This window comes from Candidatus Poriferisodalis multihospitum, from assembly GCF_028283155.1.
In the GTDB taxonomy this organism is placed as follows: domain Bacteria; phylum Actinomycetota; class Acidimicrobiia; order Acidimicrobiales; family Poriferisodalaceae; genus Poriferisodalis; species Poriferisodalis multihospitum.
On sequence record NZ_JAPYOK010000031.1, the window covers coordinates 13,569 to 29,442 of the forward strand.

General features: G+C 67.4%; 13 protein-coding genes. 7 read left to right on the top strand and 6 right to left on the bottom strand.

Annotated elements, in window-relative coordinates; genetic code table 11:
- Window positions 1-4: 4 nt before the first annotated feature.
- Window positions 5-2,572, bottom strand: coding sequence for a CoA transferase (locus VI480_RS02215; protein WP_323671179.1), 2,568 nt, complete (start codon window positions 2,570-2,572; stop codon window positions 5-7).
- A gap of 93 nt (window positions 2,573-2,665) precedes the next feature.
- Between VI480_RS02215 and VI480_RS02220 the strand changes: the two genes are divergently transcribed.
- From VI480_RS02220 to VI480_RS02235, 4 genes are all read left to right on the top strand, one after another.
- On the top strand, window positions 2,666-4,465 hold the full coding sequence (locus tag VI480_RS02220) for an ABC transporter substrate-binding protein (protein ID WP_323671180.1): 1,800 nt from the start codon (window positions 2,666-2,668) through the stop codon (window positions 4,463-4,465).
- A gap of 37 nt (window positions 4,466-4,502) precedes the next feature.
- Window positions 4,503-5,489: an ABC transporter permease gene (locus tag VI480_RS02225; RefSeq protein WP_323671181.1), complete on the top strand. Its 987-nt coding sequence runs from the start codon at window positions 4,503-4,505 to the stop codon at window positions 5,487-5,489.
- Window positions 5,476-6,351 (top strand): ABC transporter permease, encoded by an 876-nt coding sequence (locus VI480_RS02230; protein ID WP_323671182.1) that lies wholly within the window; start codon window positions 5,476-5,478, stop codon window positions 6,349-6,351. Before VI480_RS02225 ends, VI480_RS02230 begins: the two co-directional genes overlap by 14 nt.
- A gap of 133 nt (window positions 6,352-6,484) precedes the next feature.
- Complete coding sequence (locus tag VI480_RS02235; RefSeq protein WP_323671183.1) at window positions 6,485-6,763, top strand: HU family DNA-binding protein; 279 nt, start codon at window positions 6,485-6,487, stop codon at window positions 6,761-6,763.
- Window positions 6,764-6,771: 8 nt separating this feature from the next.
- Here VI480_RS02235 and VI480_RS02240 read toward each other — a convergent pair whose 3' ends face one another.
- Together VI480_RS02240 and VI480_RS02245 are read right to left on the bottom strand one after the other, a co-directional pair.
- Window positions 6,772-7,938, bottom strand: coding sequence for an MFS transporter (locus VI480_RS02240; protein WP_323671184.1), 1,167 nt, complete (start codon window positions 7,936-7,938; stop codon window positions 6,772-6,774).
- A gap of 175 nt (window positions 7,939-8,113) precedes the next feature.
- Window positions 8,114-9,331, bottom strand: coding sequence for a cytochrome P450 (locus tag VI480_RS02245; RefSeq protein WP_323671185.1), 1,218 nt, complete (start codon window positions 9,329-9,331; stop codon window positions 8,114-8,116).
- A 146-nt stretch (window positions 9,332-9,477) separates the two neighbouring features.
- On the opposite strand from VI480_RS02245, the gene VI480_RS02250 reads away from it, so the two are divergent.
- The 3 genes from VI480_RS02250 to VI480_RS02260 are packed head-to-tail and all read left to right on the top strand — an operon-like array spanning window position 9,478 to window position 12,149.
- Window positions 9,478-10,200, top strand: coding sequence for a crotonase/enoyl-CoA hydratase family protein (locus VI480_RS02250; RefSeq protein ID WP_323671186.1), 723 nt, complete (start codon window positions 9,478-9,480; stop codon window positions 10,198-10,200).
- Window positions 10,201-10,236: 36 nt separating this feature from the next.
- Complete coding sequence (locus VI480_RS02255) at window positions 10,237-11,256, top strand: zinc-binding dehydrogenase (RefSeq protein ID WP_323671187.1); 1,020 nt, start codon at window positions 10,237-10,239, stop codon at window positions 11,254-11,256.
- A gap of 11 nt (window positions 11,257-11,267) precedes the next feature.
- Complete coding sequence (locus VI480_RS02260) at window positions 11,268-12,149, top strand: amidohydrolase family protein (protein WP_323671188.1); 882 nt, start codon at window positions 11,268-11,270, stop codon at window positions 12,147-12,149.
- A 30-nt stretch (window positions 12,150-12,179) separates the two neighbouring features.
- Here the strand turns inward: VI480_RS02260 and VI480_RS02265 are convergent, their stop codons facing one another.
- From VI480_RS02265 to VI480_RS02275, 3 genes are read right to left on the bottom strand one after another with little or no spacing between them, the layout of a single operon-like run.
- Window positions 12,180-14,132 (bottom strand): PQQ-binding-like beta-propeller repeat protein, encoded by a 1,953-nt coding sequence (locus VI480_RS02265; RefSeq protein WP_323671189.1) that lies wholly within the window; start codon window positions 14,130-14,132, stop codon window positions 12,180-12,182.
- Window positions 14,129-14,704: a hypothetical protein gene (locus VI480_RS02270; protein WP_323671190.1), complete on the bottom strand. Its 576-nt coding sequence runs from the start codon at window positions 14,702-14,704 to the stop codon at window positions 14,129-14,131. Before VI480_RS02270 ends, VI480_RS02265 begins: the two co-directional genes overlap by 4 nt.
- Window positions 14,705-14,731: 27 nt before the next feature.
- Entirely contained in the window at window positions 14,732-15,868 is a 1,137-nt protein-coding gene (locus tag VI480_RS02275; protein ID WP_323671191.1) for a solute carrier family 23 protein, read from the bottom strand.
- Between the last annotated feature and the right edge of the window lie 6 nt (window positions 15,869-15,874).

Here is a 15,874-nt window from a genome sequence, read left to right on the forward strand (position 1 = left end):
GCTCTCAGGTGAGGGCACCGGCGATGACGAGCTCGGCGACCTTGTCGGCGTCGTAGCCGAGGATGCCTTCGAGCACCTCCATGTTGTGCTCGCCGAACATCGGGCCGCCCCACAGCGGCCGGCCGGGCGTGCGTGACAGCTCGAAGTTGCTGTTCTCCACCCAGGTGTGGCCGTGCTTGGCGTGCGGCACCGACAGGAAGTGCTCGCGGGCGACGATCTGCGGGTCGGCCATGAGGTCTGCGGCGTCGCTCACGCGGTGGGCAGGCACGCCACGGGCTTGGAGCGCCGTCTCGATGTCGGCTGCTTCCCGAGGCTTCGTCCACGCGGTGATCGCGGCGTCGATGGTCTCAGCGTGCGCTCGACGATTGGCGGCATTGAAACCGCTCAAGTGCCCTGCTCTGTTTGCATCAGCGCTCAGCGTGTCCAGCGCCCGTGCCAGTTCGGCGTTGCCGGCCGCAGCCTCAGTGAGCAGCGCCGCCAGGGCGCCCCACTGCGCCTCGGTTTCGCAGGCGATCGCCACCCAGCGATCGTCGCCGGCTGCGGGATACACGCCGTGCGGGCACATGTGGCGGTCAGCGTTGCCGTTGCGACCAGCAGTGCGACCGTTGATCTCCTCGTCGGCGAACTCGGTTGCCAGGAAGTGCAACGCGCCTTCCATCTGGGCGAAGTCGATGTGCTGGCCGCGGCCGGTGCGGTCTCGCTCGGCCAGCGCAGACAGGATCAGCATCACGCCCAGCTTCGGCGAGATGTAGTCGGTGTAGGCGGTGAACGGCCCTGCCGGGATGCGGTCGGGCCAGCCGGTCACCGGGTAGAAGCCCGCGATGGCCGCAGCCATCGTGCCGAAGCCGGCGTACAGGCGCATCGGCCCGGTCTGGCCCATCAGGCAGCTCGAGAACATGACGAGCTCCGGGTTCACCTCGCGCAGCGCGTCGTAGGTGAGGCCCCAGTTCTCCATCGCCTTCGGCGAGAACGACTCGGTGAGCACGTCGCACCAGGCGACGAGGTCGAGAACCACCTCTCGCGATTCGGGCAGCGACAGGTCGAGCGTCAGGTCCATCTTCCCGGCGTTGATCGAGTGGAACTGCAGGGCGTTCTCCTGCCCGCCTTCCTCGCCGATGAACGGGTGGACGCCGCGCAGCACGTCGGGCTTCAGCTCGCTCTCGACCTTCACGACGGTGGCGCCGTAGTCGGCCAGCGTGCGCGTGGCGCCCGGCCCAGCCAGCGCCCACATGAAATCGAGGATCTTGATGTCGTCGAGCGGGCGCTCCATCTGCTGCCCCGCGGGTGCGGCCTCTGCCCGTGGGCGCGCGGTGATCGCCGGCGCGGCGGTGCCGTCGCTGCCGAGATAGAGCGCTGTGTGCTCCCCGAGGCTCGGTGCCGCCGGCAGGTCGGCCAGCGGGCCGGCAGTGGTCTTGGCGAGCGCACCGCAGAGTCGCACCGGCGCCGGGCCATCGGCACGCGGCATCTCCACCTGCTGCCAGTACTCGCGCACCTGCAGCTGGTCGAGAGCCAGCACGTCGGCGGTGGTGGTAATCGGCGCGATGAGCAGGTTGTCGGTCAGCGCCCGTTCCAGCAGCTCGGCTTTGGTCTTGCTGGACACAAACGCCGTCAATGCTTTGATGGCCTGATCGAAGGTGTCCATTGACTCGCGGCCCTCCACGATGGCCATGCCGAAGTCCACCCAGTCCTTGTCGCGCAGCTCAGGCTCGCAGAACCCCTCCTCGCAGGCCCAGCTCAGGATCCTGCTGGTGAACGGGGCGATCATCGGACCGAACAGGAACGTGACGGTCACGTAGCCGTCGGCGCACTCGTACACCCAGGGGATCAGGAAGCCGCCCAGGTTCACCGCGCCGGGGAGCCGCACCGGCACTTCGCCGCCGGTGAGCACCGCCATCATCTGGAATTGCGTGCAGTCCACGAACGACTGCTGGGCCGACGTGTCGACGTGCTGGCCCAGCCCGGAGGTCTGCCGTTCGTGCAGCGCCATGAGGATCGCGCCGGCGGTGTCCACCGCAGCGTTGTGCCAGGTCTGCGGCGGCCCGATGCGCACCGGTGCCCGGTCGCGGTCGCCCGTCAGCGACATCGTGCCGCTCGAAGCGGCGATGGTCAGGTCAGTAGCGGCCCAGGCGGTCTTGGGGCCCGTTTCGCCGAACGGCGTGATGGCCGCGGTCACCAGCTGCGGGCTCGCAGCGCGCAGCGCATCAAGGTCGACGTCGAACGCGCCGCACGAGATCACCGCATCACAGCCAGCGGCGAGCTCGGCAATCTGCGCCGTGTTCTCGACGACCACTGAGTGCTTGCCCCGGTTGTAGACGAGGAATTCGATAGCGCGCTCCGGGTCGGCTACATCGTCGACGTACGGACCACGGTGTCGGGTGCGGTGCCCGCTGGGCGGCTCGCAGAGCACCACCTCGGCGCCGAGCTGGGCCAGCAGCATTCCGGCGAGATGGCCCCGGTCGTCGGTCAGATCCAGTATCCGGTACCCATCCAGCACGTTGAAGCTCCCCCAGGTGTCGAAGATGGGCCGGCAGGGCCCGCCGAGTCCGGCAAACTCTGCCAGAAGCGCTCGCATTATGCGTGCGATGCGCGGCGGGCCGGCTGCATCCCTTCTTTCTCGTTGGCTGAATCACATCGCGCCCGAGTGCCAGAGCGTTACTTTGACGGCATGAAGATGCTTCGGACACAAGCGCGGCTGTTCCTGGTCCCGGCGGGACTGCGGCGGGCCAGCGGCTGGCGCATCGGGGCTGTCGCCATCGCAGCGACGCTGCTGCTCGCTGCATGCAGCGGCGACACGTCGACCGATGAGCCCGCGGCCGCGCCCGCAACCCAAGAACCAGCCGCCGCACCAGGCGCCACCGACGCTCTCGACGATGCTGCGGCCCCGAGCGGCGGCACGCTGGTGCTGGCGGTGGAGCAGTGGCCCGAGTGCACCAACCCCGTCACTTCGTGTGCCAATGCCACCTGGGCGATCTGGTCGGTGCTGATCCACTACCTGCCGAGGCTGATGGAGCTCGACCAGACCAACACCTACGTGGCATCCTCGCTGCTCGTCGAGGAGCCGACCGTTGCGAACGGCGGCCTCGTCACCGCAGGCGACGGCACCTTCGCGCTCACCTACCGCCTGAACCCTGAGGCGACATGGAGCGACGGCACGCCTATCACCAGCACCGACGTCTGGTTCACCTGGCGCGCCGGGCTCGACACCACCGGCACGCTCAACACGATCGGCCTCGATCTCATCACCGGCATCGACCATTCCGATCCCCACACGGCCGTCATCACGTTCAGCGAGCCGTATGCACCCTGGCCGACGCTGTTCGGCGGACTGCTGCCTGCGCACGAGCTGGGCCCAGACACCGACATCGCCGACAAGTGGAACGACGAGATCACGGTGTCGGGCGGGCCGTGGATCCAGGAGGAATGGAACCAGGAGCAGCACATCCTGGTGCCCAACCGCAGCTACTGGGATGCCGAGCGCATCCCGCTGGTGGACCGGGTGGTGATGGTGCCCCGCGAGGACACCGATTCCCAGCTGCTGGCGCTGCAGACCGGCGAAGCCATGGCGGCTTTCCCGCAGCCGTTCCCCGGTGCTCGCCAGCGCATCACCGGCGATCTGACGTACGAGGTCGCCGAGGGCACCTACATGGAGGGCCTCTGGATCAACCAGGACGCGCCCGACCGCCGCTTCGACATGACGCGCAACGTCCGCCAGGCCGTCGCCTATGCGCTCGACCGCGAACGCATCGCCGAAGTAGCGCTGGGCACGATCACTGCTGACCCGCCGGTCCTGCAGTGCGCCGGATGGAACCCCGGGTTCGGGCCGTGGTGCCAGGGCGACTTCGCCCGCTACAGCCAGGATGCGGCCAAGGTCGCCGAATTGCTGGAGGCCGAGGGCTGGACCCGGCCCGACCCCGACGGCCTGTGGGTGAACGCCGAAGGCGAAGAGCTGGTGCTGGCATGGAACACCGTCGCCGGCAACAACCGGCGCGAGGACGTGCAAGCGCTGGTCGTCGACATGACGGCACCGCTGGGGATCGGTTGGGAGATCATCAACTATGACCCCGGCGAGCTGTTCCAGAACCGGTTGCCTGTGCTGAACTTCGGCCCGGTTGCGCTGTTCGCGAACAGCACCAACCCCGATCCCTCCGTGGCCAATCTCTACGACATCGATGGCGTGCCCATCGAGGAGAACGAGTACACGGGCCAGAATTTCACGGCCTACCGCAGTCAGCAGGCCAGCGATCTGGCCTTCGCGATCGATGCCGAGGTGGACCCCGCAGCCCGCTTGGAGCTGGTTCACGAGCTGAGCCAGATTCTGGCCGCCGACGTGCCGTGGATCCCGCTGTACATGTTGCCCAACATGATCATCTGGGACCCCAACGCGGTGTCGGGACCGGGCGCCTATGTGTCGAGTCCCTACGGCGGGTTCTTCGACATCTTCGACTGGACCGTGAACCCCGAATGAACGCATAGCCCGTCGGCGGGCTGGCAGGCTCAGCATCGTGGCGCGCTACGTGCTGACACGGCTCGCGACGGCGATCCCGATCCTGCTGGCCATTTCATTCGCAGTGTTCTGGGCGGCGAATCAGATCTCGGATCCCACGGTCGCGTTCACGGTGAATCCTCGTATCGCGCCAGAGGACATCACCAAGTACCGCGAGCACCTCGGACTCGGCGATCCCATCCTGAGCCGGTACCTGCAGTGGCTCGGGGCGTTCGTGCAGGCCGATTTCGGCATCTCGCTGGTGCGCAACGGGGCGGAGGTATGGCCCATCGTGCGCACGGCGCTGGTGAACACGCTGGTGCTGGTGGGCTTGGCAGTCGTGCTCTCGCTGGCCGCAGGAATCGCGATCGGCGCGATCTCGGCCATCCGCCGCGGCACGTTCATCGACTACCTGGCCACCACGGTCTCCTTCTTGGGGATTTCCATCCCGGTGTTCTGGCTGGGCCTGATGCTGCAGCTGTTCTTCGGCCTGTACCTCGCGAACTGGCTGGGGATCGGTCCACCGCTGCTGCCCACAGCCGGGCTGTATTCGCCTGGCCAGCAGGGCTTCGACCTCGCAGACCGGCTGCGACACCTGGTGCTGCCCACGATGGCGCTGTCGCTGCAGCTCGTCGCCGTGTACAGCCGCTACATGCGGGCCAGCCTGCTCGACGTGATGAGCCTGGACCACGTTCGCGCTGCTCGTGGCCGAGGGCTGCCGGAGCGCACAGTGGTGGTTCGTCACGGTGTGCGCAACGCGCTGCTCCCCGTGACGGCGCAGGTCGCCACCGATGCCGGTCAGCTGGTGGGCGGGCTGGTGGTGACCGAGCTCGTGTTTCAGTACCCGGGCATGGGCCGGTTGTTCGTCGACGCCCTCTACGGCGGCGACTACCCGGTGCTGCTGGCCTCGGTGATGATCGTGGCGACGGCGGTCTTCCTAGTGAACCTCGCAGGCGATCTCTTCTATGGCGTCCTCGACCCCAGGATCCGGCGTGGCACTGGCTGAGGACCGGCTCGCAGAGCGTCCCGCGGCGGCGGCCTGGCGGCGCTTCGCCGCTCGCCGAGCGTCGGTCATGTCGCTCGTCGCACTCGTGATCATTGCTGCGGCGGTCGCAGGCGCCGATCTGATCGCCCCCTATGGGTCAGGACAGCAGCATCTCGACCATGTGCTGGCGCCCCCAGGGGGCGACTTCCTGCTCGGGACCGACACCTTGGGCCGGGATACGTTCAGCCAAGTGCTGTTCGCGGGCCGGATCTCGCTCGTCATCGGCCTGTCGGTGGCGTTCATCGCGTCACTGCTCGGCACGGCCGTCGGTGTGGTCGCCGGCTATCTGGGCGGACGCGTCGATGCGGTGCTGATGCGGTTCACGGACACGCTGCTGGCTCTGCCTCTGCTCATGATGATCATCCTGCTGGCGCGCATCTTGGGCGACAGCGCCGCTGATGTCGTGCTGGTGCTGTCGCTGCTGGGGTGGATGGCGCTGGCCCGCATCATCCGGGCGAAAACGCTGGCGCTGCGCGAGCAGGAGTTCGTTGCAGCCGCACGCTCGATGGGCGCAAGCACCACGCGGATCATGGTCCGCCACCTGCTGCCGAACCTGGTGGGCGAGATCTCTGTGGCGGTGTCGCTCGCGGTCGCCGGTGCGATTCTGGCCGAGTCAGTGCTGAGCTTCCTGGGCTTGGGGGTGAGTTCTGCTCACACGCCGACATGGGGCAACATGATCGGCGGCAATGAGGGCTTCATGACCGTCGAGCCCTGGCTGGTGTGGGCGCCTGGCTTGGCCATCGTCGTCATCGTCCTGTGCGTCAATTTCATCGGTGACGGCCTGCGTGACGCCTTCGATGTGCGCAGTGACGGGCGCAACTGACGGCCGCTCCGAGCACTGTCTTGGGGTGCAACTGGCGGGCACTGCCGATAGACAGCGGGCCGCAATTCCACCACTTGGGGCCGCATCTGTGCTGATGTGTAGCCCCAAGTCACTTCAGGAGAGGAACCCGATCGTGGCGAACAAGGCAGAGACCATCAGGGCGGTAGCCGACAAGGCAGGCGTGACCGCAAGCGACGCGGAGCAGACGCTGTCGGCGTTCTTTGATCTCGTGGCGGCGGAAGTCAAGGCCGGCGGCAAGGTGACCTGGCCGGGATTCGGCACCTTTTCCATGTCAGAGCGCGGTGCCCGCATGGGTCGCAACCCCCAGACCGGCGAGTCCATCGAGATCGGTCCGAGCCGCTCCCTCAAGCTGGCAACCGCTGCTGCCATGAAAAAGCAGCTGATGAGCTGAGCTGACGCTCAGTTCAGCGGCGCTGCCTGCGGCGCCACACCATCCCTTCGACGCATCGTCGCCATACAGATTCCCGACGTGAGAGCTATCGCAGCGATAGCCCAGTACGTCGCGCTGAAGTTGCCGGTTCGGTCGGCGAGCCAGCCGCTCGCGGCCGGGCCGATTACCGCAGCAGGGCCGTAGAACATCGTCATTGTCCCGAGGACGGCCGCGAATGTCCGGTCCGAGACGTGATCGCTGACGAACGTGGCGGTGAGCGATGGGAACGAGAATGACGCGCCGCCGAAGATCAGGAAGGCGATGACGACGATCGCGCCGCTGGGGATCCGCGCCGCCAAGATGGCGCCGGCCACGGCGCTGAGGGCCATGACTGTCGCCATGGTCGCGGGTCGTCCGATCCGGTCGCTGAGACGTCCGAACGCGAGCGCGCCCACGATCGAGCCCGCACCCATCACCGAGAAAGCGAGCGTTGCAGCCGTGCGGCTGAAGTCGTGATCACTCTCGAGCGCCCGGCCCAAGAAGTTCGCAAACGAGGACGTCATGTAGGCGAACCCGACGTATGCCGCGACGGCTCGCTTCCAGCCGTGGATCTGCCGCAGCGCTCCCAGTCCGCCGATGGCCGCGACCCGCTCGGTGCGCCGTGCCCGAACCAGCAGCCACAGCGCCAGCAACAGCACGACTGAGAGCGCCGCTTGGGCCAGCCAGATAGGGCGCCAGAGCGCATCGTCACCTACCAAGCGGCGCCAGACAGTCGTGGCGATGGGTACGCCGATCAGGGCGGCACCCATGGTGGCGGTGAGTGTCCCCAGCGCAGCTCCACGGCGAGACGCTGGCACGCCCTCGCTGGCGATGACCGGCGCGGTGAGCCAGATTCCGCCGCCGCCCAGCCCGGCGAGCGCGGTGCCGATCACGACGGCTGCCGGGCTCGACGCAGTGCCGATCACCGCGAGGCCCAAGGTGGACGTGACGATGCCGGCGCGCAGCAAGGTGAACGGCTCTATCCGACCGGCAGTGAACGTGACGATGACCACGCCGGCGAAGTAGGCGCCCATATTGGCCGAGCCGAGCGCGCCGATCAGCGTGTCGTTGAGCTCGAGATCGTCTGCCATTGCGGGCACCAGCAGCCCCACAGTGGCCCGCCCGAAGACGTGCGACACGACCCCGGAGAGAGCCACCAGCACCACCCGGCCCCATCGCACCTTCTCTCGCGAGGTGCTGTCCGCGACGGCAGCGGCGGGGGCGGAGGGCGGAACAGCGCTGTCACCAGATCCGCTTGGGCTTGCTGCAATCCGGCTCGGCGCAACCCCGAAGACGTCGGGCAGGCGGCCCATCTGCGGCTCTCGGCGAGGCTCAGTGCCCCGGCGTGAACCTGATCGGCAGCGTTGATGGCCCCCAGATGCCGTTGGACACCGGCTTCCATTCCACGTCGCCGTCGAGACGCAAATCCGGCATTCGCTTCGCGACGGCTTTGAGTGCCTCTTGCAGCTCGGCCCGTGCCAGGAACGCGCCGAGGCAGTAGTGGATGCCGCTGCCGAACGTCATGTGCGGCGCATTCGACCGGCGCGTGATATCGAAACGCATCGGCTGTTCGAACTGCGTCTCGTCATGGTTGGCGGCGGTGAAGCTGGGGAAGATCAGCGTGCTGGCCGGGAACTCGATGTCGCGGTACACGAGGCTCTCGCTGGCGTAGCGGGCGGTGCCCCGGATGGCGCCGAAGTGTCGCATGACTTCTTCGGCAGCCTGGGGTGCGAGCGACGGCTCGTCGCGCAGCAACCGGAGCTGGTCCGGGCAGCGAGCGAACAGCTCCACAGCGCAGGCGAGCTGATTGCGCGTGGTGTCGGTGCCGGCGAGCAGCACGGCGTTGGCAAGCGACTGCATCTCCTCGGTGGTCAGCCGGTCGCCTTCCTCTTCAGCGGCGATCAGGTCCGAGAGCAGGTCGTCGCGAGGCTCGGCTCGTCGCTCGGCGATGAGCTTGGACATGTAGGCGCCCATCTCGTCTTGCGCGGCCATGATCGTGTGCAGGTCGCGTGCCAGGTTGCCGTTGAACACCCGGAAGATGTCGGTGGCGAGGCGGCTGAACAGCTCCCAGTCGTCGCGGGGAGCGCCCAGCAGCTCGCAGATGATCGGGATGGGGTACGGCTCGCAGACCTCGGTGACGAAATCGCCGTGCCCGCGAGCACACAGCGGGTCGAGCAGTTCGTCGATGACCTCAGCCATGAAGGGGCGCAGCCGTTCGGCCGCCTTCGGAGTGAAGGCCGGCCCGACGAGCCGGCGCAGCCGCTGATGCTCGTCGCCTTCCATGCCCAGGATGTTCTGCCCGCTGCGACGGTTCCATTCGGCGTCGTCGACGCCCTGCATCTGGGCGATGAGGCCGATGGCGCTGAACCAGCGCTTGTCGCGCAGCATGGCGGTCACGTCAGCGTGACGGGTGATGACGTAGCCCAGCGGGGTGCGGGCGATCCAGCTGCGCTCAGCGAGCCCGATCAGCGCCTCTCGCCGCTCGTCCTCGCCTTCATCGCCTCCGAGGCCGACCTCAGGCATGTCGACGTCAGCAACAAGTGTGGCCATGGCCGAACCCTAACCAGAGCGGCTGCTGCGCCGAACAGAAGCCCCATGACATCGAGCTGAGGCTGACGCTGGTTGTCGATGCCGAGGTTGCGGGTGTGGGCACGAGGCCGAGCACAGTGCCATTTGGCAGCCGTACCATTCGCGCGATGAGCGATACAGCAGACAATGGGAACGGCACGGTTTCGGCAGAGCGGCACGGCGACGTGCTGCTGGTGCGGGTGGATGACGGCAAGGCCAATGCCTTTTCTGTGCCGATGCTCGCTGCGCTCGATGCCCAGATCGATACTGCCGAGGCCGACGATGAGATCGGGGCGATGGTCATCGCTGGCAATGATCGGGCGTTCTTCGCGGGCTTCGATCTCAACGTGATCCGCGGCGGTGACCGTGCTGCGATCGGCGAGCTCGTATCGGCAGGCGGGGCGATGGTGCGGAGGGCCTATGGCTCATCGGTGCCGGTGGTGGCGGCCTGCACCGGCCACGCGGTCGCCGCCGGAGCCTTGCTGCTGCTCGGGTGCGACCACCGTGTCGGACCCGACGCACAGGTCAAGATCGGCTTGAACGAGGTAGCGATCGCGCTGACGCTGCCCGACTGGGCCATGACCATTTCCAAGGAACGCCTGTCGCGCCGCCACCTGCAGCGCTGCGTGGCCAATGCACGCCTGCTGGACGGTAACGGGGCGGTCGAAGCTGGCTACCTGGACGAAGCCGTCAGCCCCGATGCCGTGGTCGACAGAGCGCTCGAGGTTGCTGCGGAGCTGGCGGAAACGCTCGACGCCGGCGCGTACGCCGGCACGGTGCGCGCGCTGCGCGGCGATGTCCTCGCTGCAATGGACGCTTCGGTTGAACGGGATCGGGCCGCCGCGGCCTGAGATAGAGATGACGGCCAGCGACATGGGGGCTGAGTGATGAAGGCAATCGTCTTCGACGAGCACGGCGACATCGACGTGCTGGCGTATCGCGATATCGACACGCCCGAGCTGCAACCCGGCGAAGCCCGGATTGCGGTGCGGGCCTGTTCGCTCAACTACCACGACGTATTCACCCGCCGGGGCATGCCCGGCATCAAGGTGCCGCTGCCGGGCATTCCCGGCTGCGATGCCGCCGGGCAGGTTGCCGAACTCGGTCCCGATGTCGAGGGGTGGTCGGTGGGCGACCGGGTGCTCGTGGACCCCGTGCGGTGGGACAGGGGCACCGGCAAGTTTTCGATGATCGGCGACACGCTGTGGGGTGCGTACGCCGAGTACGTCGTGGTGGCAGCGAGCCAGCTGATCCCGCTGCCCGATGACGTCTCCTACGAGGACGCTTCGTGCCTGCCGGTGGCCTACGGCACGGCACACCGGATGATGATCACCCGGGGCGAGGTCGGCCCCGGCGACGCTGTGTTGATCCTGGGTGCCAGCGGGGGAGTGGGCACCAGTGCCCTGCTGATCTCCAAGATGCGCGGTGCCAAGGTCATTGCTGCCGCAGGCACCGACGAGAAGTGCCAGCGCCTCGCCGATCTCGGCGCGGATGAGACCATCAACTACTCCGAGGTGGACATCGCCCGGTACTGCCGGGAGCAGACCGGCGGCCTGTTCGGCGGGGGCGGCTACGACGTGGTGGTCAACTTCACCGGCGGCGACACCTGGGCCCGCTCGCTGCGCTGCGTGCGCCAGGGCGGGCGCGTGCTCACCTGCGGAGCGACCGCGGGCTACGACCCGCCGACCGACCTGCGGTTCATCTGGACCGCCGAGATGGACATCCGGGGTTCCAACGGCTGGCAGCGCAGCGACCTCGACGAACTGTTGCGGATGGTGCAGGCCCGCGAGCTGGTGCCCGTCATCGATTCGCTGGTGCCGCTGCCTGACGGCGTGGAAGCGCATCGGGCCATGGAGGAGCGTCGCTTCTTCGGCAAGATCGTCATCACCGCAGACGCGCCGGTCTGAGCATCGCTGCCGTGCCCGACGACGGGAGTCCTCCGGCCGACGGTGGTGACGGCGAGGACATCGCCGTCATCGATTTCCGGTTCCGGCCCATCGGGGCGCGCAGCTGGACGCCCGAGACCACCTACCACTACCTCGAGCGGATGGGCCTCGAGCCGTGCCCCAGTTTCGAGGCCCAGTCGGTTGACCTGATGTTCACCGAGATGGATGAGGCCGGCATTGCGCTGGGCGTCATCGGCGTGCCCGGTCCGACGGACATCCGCGGGCTGGACCCCACCGGCTCGGCCGAGATCCGCCAGATTGTCTCGGAACATCCAGATCGGTTCGTGGGGTTCGGCTCGGTCGAGCCCAGCGACATCGGGGCCGCAGTGTCGGCCGTCGGAGAGCTAGCCCGCCAGGGCATGCGCGGCGTCACAGTCGATCCGTCCACCGCCCAGATCAGCCGCCGGTTCAACGATCGCGACCTCTACCCGATCTACGAGGAGGCGCAGCGCCTCGGGCTGATCGTGTCCACCACCATGAGCTGCCTGCTCGGGCCGTACCAAGACGACTGCCGCCCGGAATACGCCGACCACGTCGCCACCGACTTTCCCGGCCTCACCATCTCGATCCAGCACGGCGGTTGGCCGTACGTCCGCGAGACGCTCGGCGTGCTCTACAAGCAGCCCAATGTTGTCACCGTGCCCGGCCAATACGTCCACTACGGGTTCCCCGGCTCGGAGGATTACGTGACCGCGCTGACCCGCCAGCTTCCCGACCAGATCCTGTTCGGCAGCGTGTATCCCAACTGCGGCCCGCTCACCGACCTGCGACGCATCGTGGCTAGGTGGAAACTGCCGCCGCACATCGAGCGCAAGTACCTGCGCGACAACGCCGCCCGAGTCCTCGGCCTGTAGGACACGACTGCGCTCGGCTCCGGCCCGACCTCACTGCTGGGGTAATGCGAAGGCGACGAGCGCGGCATCTGTGCCTCGGCCGGTGGCGATGACGACGAGCTGCTGTCCTGATTGCGTCGTGTAGGTCATCGGGTTCGCGCTGGTCGGGAACGGCGTTGCGCCACGCCAGAGCTCGTCGCCTGTCGCACTGTCGAATGCGTAGAGGTACGGCTCGCCGCCGCCCACGAAGACCAGTCCGCCCCCGGTTGCCAGCGGCCCGGGATTGCCGACCCTGCCCAGCCGCTCCGGCAGCTCGACGCCATCGAGCAGCGGGTGGTTGCGGATCTCGTCACTGCCTTCGCCGAAGGGCACCTTCCATGCGATCTCGCCCTCGTCGAGGTCGATTGCCACCAGATGCGCCCAGGGCGGCTTGGTGAGCGGGATCGGGCCGAGCCCGCTTTCGGGCGTCTCCACAGCGCCCGGCCCGCCGGCTTCGGCGAACATGACGCGAATGGCGCCGTAGGGGCAGTTGTTGCTGTAGGCGGCGTCGACACGGGGGTCGTCGCCTCGGTTCTCGCAGACCTGGTTGGTGTCGGCGTCTTCGGATGTGCGTACGTACAGCATCCCGGTATCGGGGTCGAACGCTGCTCCTCCCCAGTTCGCGCCACCGCTGCCGCCCGGGCGCTGCAGGGTCCCCTGCAGGCTCGGCGGGGTGAACAGCGGACCCAGCCGGAACCGCTGCATCTCGGCCACCGCGAGCGCGTGGATCTCCGGCGTCAGATCGTTCGCATCGTCCAGCGACGCACCCTGGTGAGCGAACGGCGGGGGCTTCGATGGGAACGGCTGGGTGGGATACAGCACTTCGCCGGGGACATCGGTGAAGGTGTCGACCGCGCGTTCGGTGATCGGCCACACGGGCTCGCCGGTCTCCCGGTCGAACACGTAGGTGAACCCCTGCTTGGAGACCTGCGCCACGGCGTCGATCTCGCGCCCGTCCACGGTGATCGTCACCAGGTTCGGTGCGGCAGAGAGGTCGTAGTCCCACACCCCGTGATGCACTGTTTGGAAGTGCCACTGCCGTTCGCCGGTGCGCGCATCGAGTGCCACCAGCGACTCGGCGAACAGGTTCGCCCCCTTGCGACGACCTCCCCAGTAGTCGCTGCTCGGCGTGCTCGTCGGCACGTACAGCAGCCCCCGCTCGGCATCGAGCGACATCAGCCCCCACACGTTGGCGTGGCCGGTGTAACGCCACGACTCGTCCTCCCAGGTGTCCGCCCCGAGGTCGTCGCTCGACTGCGGGACGGTGAAAAACACCCAGCGCCGCTCACCGGTCCGCACGTCGAATGCCTGCACTGTGCCGGGCGGATCGAACTCGCGCTGCACTCCGTCGGGTACCCGGCTCCCGACGATCACGAGATCTTCGAACACCACCGGGGGAGACGTCTGGTCGAACTCGAAGCGCGTGACCTCACGGCCGTGTCCCTCGGTCAGCACAGCGCTGCCACCGACGCCGAAGTCGGCGTCCAGATCACCAGTTGCGGCGTCGATCGCATACAGCCGGTCGCGGCTATTGAGGAAGATGCGTTCGCTGTCCCCGTCGCTCCAGTAGGCGATGCCGCGATGCTTGAACCCGGTCGGCCCGGCGCCGACCGGTCCGCCCTCGTAGGCCTTCGGATCGAACGTCCAGAGTTCAGCGCCCGTCTCGGCATCGAGGGCCGCCACCCGCGTGTACATCGTGGACAGGTAGAGAACGCCATCGACCATGACCGGAGTGGCCTGGAACGGACCCGGCCGCGTCTCGTATTCGGGGAGCGGTCTCTCGCCGGGTTCCCACGTCCAGGCGATCTCCAACTTGCCGACGTTGTCGACCGTGATCTGATCGGCGGTGGAGTACTTGGTGTGCGCCTGATCAGATCCGACGAACGGCCAGCCGGTTGCGGATGGTTCCTGCCCGCATGCGACTGCGCCCAGAACCAAAGCGGAGGCGACAAGCAGGGTCTTCACGGCACCCGCTCGACTTCGACGGTCACGATGTCGATGCCCGAGTACTTCCGGTGGCGCACCGTCGAGGCGAAGTGACGCAGTAGGCGTAGCGAAATCGTGTGCTCTTCGGTTGCAGGGGCACGCTCACTCACAAACGTGAGTCGGTCTTCGAGATTCTGGGCATCGGCTGACGTGCGCAGTTGCGGTTCGATGCTGGTCGCCGACGGCCGTGCAATGACGACCAACCGTGACCGAGACCGGTCCTCGCCGGACTCGCTCTCCTCCATGAGGCTCAGCAGCGATTCCTCGCCCACCAGCCTGAGCCGGTTCGCCGCCACCTCATCCCAGCCCGAACCCTCCGCGATCTCGACCAGGAAGCTGTCGACCTGCGGCAGTGCCTCTGCGTTCAATGCCGTTTCAAGGCGGCGACGCTTCCGGCCGCTCGACTCGATGTAAACCGTCAGCGAGATCGCGATCAGCGTGCCGACCATCATGCCGTTGCTGAGCAGCGTCCCCCAGGCGCCGCCGATGACAGTGCCGATCACATCAGAGCCCTGCAGCCCTACGCCGACCGCGACGGCGACTCCGATCACTACGGCTTTCTGGGGTTGGAGGCCGTCCTACAGCACGGAGCGGAGCCCCTCCACGAACAGCAGCCCCATGATGATGAGCAAGTAGCCCGAAGCCACCGCACCGGGAACGGTCAGCAGGACGGCGGTCAGCTTCGGTGTCAGCACCAGAGCGATGAGGATGGCACCGATGCAGTACCCGACCCTGCGAGAGGCCACGCCGGTGAACTGTGCGAAGGAGATCGACGTTGCATCCATGGTTCCGATGGACAGCGTTCCTGCCAGCCCGCCGACGAGCGAGCCCACGCCCACGGTGTTGACCGTGCCCTGCACGAGGCGGTAGTCGGCCGCGCCTGGGTTCCGCAGTGACACCCGCTGGATCACGACGCCGGTGGTCATCGCCTTGATGGTGACGGCCAGCGAGACGACCACGAACAGCGGCAGCAGCGCCCAGAACTCGGCGCCGGGGGTCAGGTCGAGCCCGGGAAACTCCGGCTCCGGCACTGCGAACCACGCAGCGGTGCCGACGTCTGCAGAGTCATACAACCCGAACAGGCCGGCAGCAATGGCCGCAGCGACGATTGCAATGATCGGCGACCACAGCCGGAGAAGCCCCTTGGCACGCAATGCCAGCATCGCCGCAACCAGAACTGCGATAAGCGCGACGACAGGCGCCGCGATGGCCGGGGCGTCCGGGGATGTCGTGCCGACGCGCTCGACGACAACCTGCATGACCCCGATCGCGATCAGCATGATGACCACACCCGAAACCGTGGGCGTGATGATCCGGCTCAGGCGATGCAGCCACTTGGCCAAGGCGATCTGGAACAAGGCGGTCACGACAACCAGGGACGCCAGCGTCTGCGGTCCGGCACTGTTCACCGCCAGGATCGCAACAGCCAAGTAGCTCGGCGAGGTGGCCATCAGCACGTTGTGACCGCCGCCGAGCGGTCCGAGACGGGCGGCTGAGATCACGGTCGCGATGCCGCAGACGAGGATCGCCGCCATCACTGCCCACGTCGCCTGGCGGGCGCTGAGACTCGTCGACTGCACGAACAGCGACATGGTCAGCACCGTGGGTGCAAGGGCGATTACGACGCCCTGGATGCCCATCCCCAACGACAGCGCAAACGAGCACTTCTCGTCCGGTTCGTAGGTGATGCCCTCGCCTGATGCAGATGCGGCCATGGAGAC

Coding starts and splice junctions, on each gene's coding strand:
- VI480_RS02215 (WP_323671179.1), bottom strand. CDS start 2,572: ATGCGAGCGCTTCTGGCAGAGTTTGCCGGACTCGGCGGGCCCTGCCGG.
- VI480_RS02220 (WP_323671180.1), top strand. CDS start 2,666: ATGAAGATGCTTCGGACACAAGCGCGGCTGTTCCTGGTCCCGGCGGGA.
- VI480_RS02245 (WP_323671185.1), bottom strand. CDS start 9,331: ATGGCCACACTTGTTGCTGACGTCGACATGCCTGAGGTCGGCCTCGGA.
- VI480_RS02250 (WP_323671186.1), top strand. CDS start 9,478: ATGAGCGATACAGCAGACAATGGGAACGGCACGGTTTCGGCAGAGCGG.
- VI480_RS02255 (WP_323671187.1), top strand. CDS start 10,237: ATGAAGGCAATCGTCTTCGACGAGCACGGCGACATCGACGTGCTGGCG.
- VI480_RS02275 (WP_323671191.1), bottom strand. CDS start 15,868: ATGGCCGCATCTGCATCAGGCGAGGGCATCACCTACGAACCGGACGAG.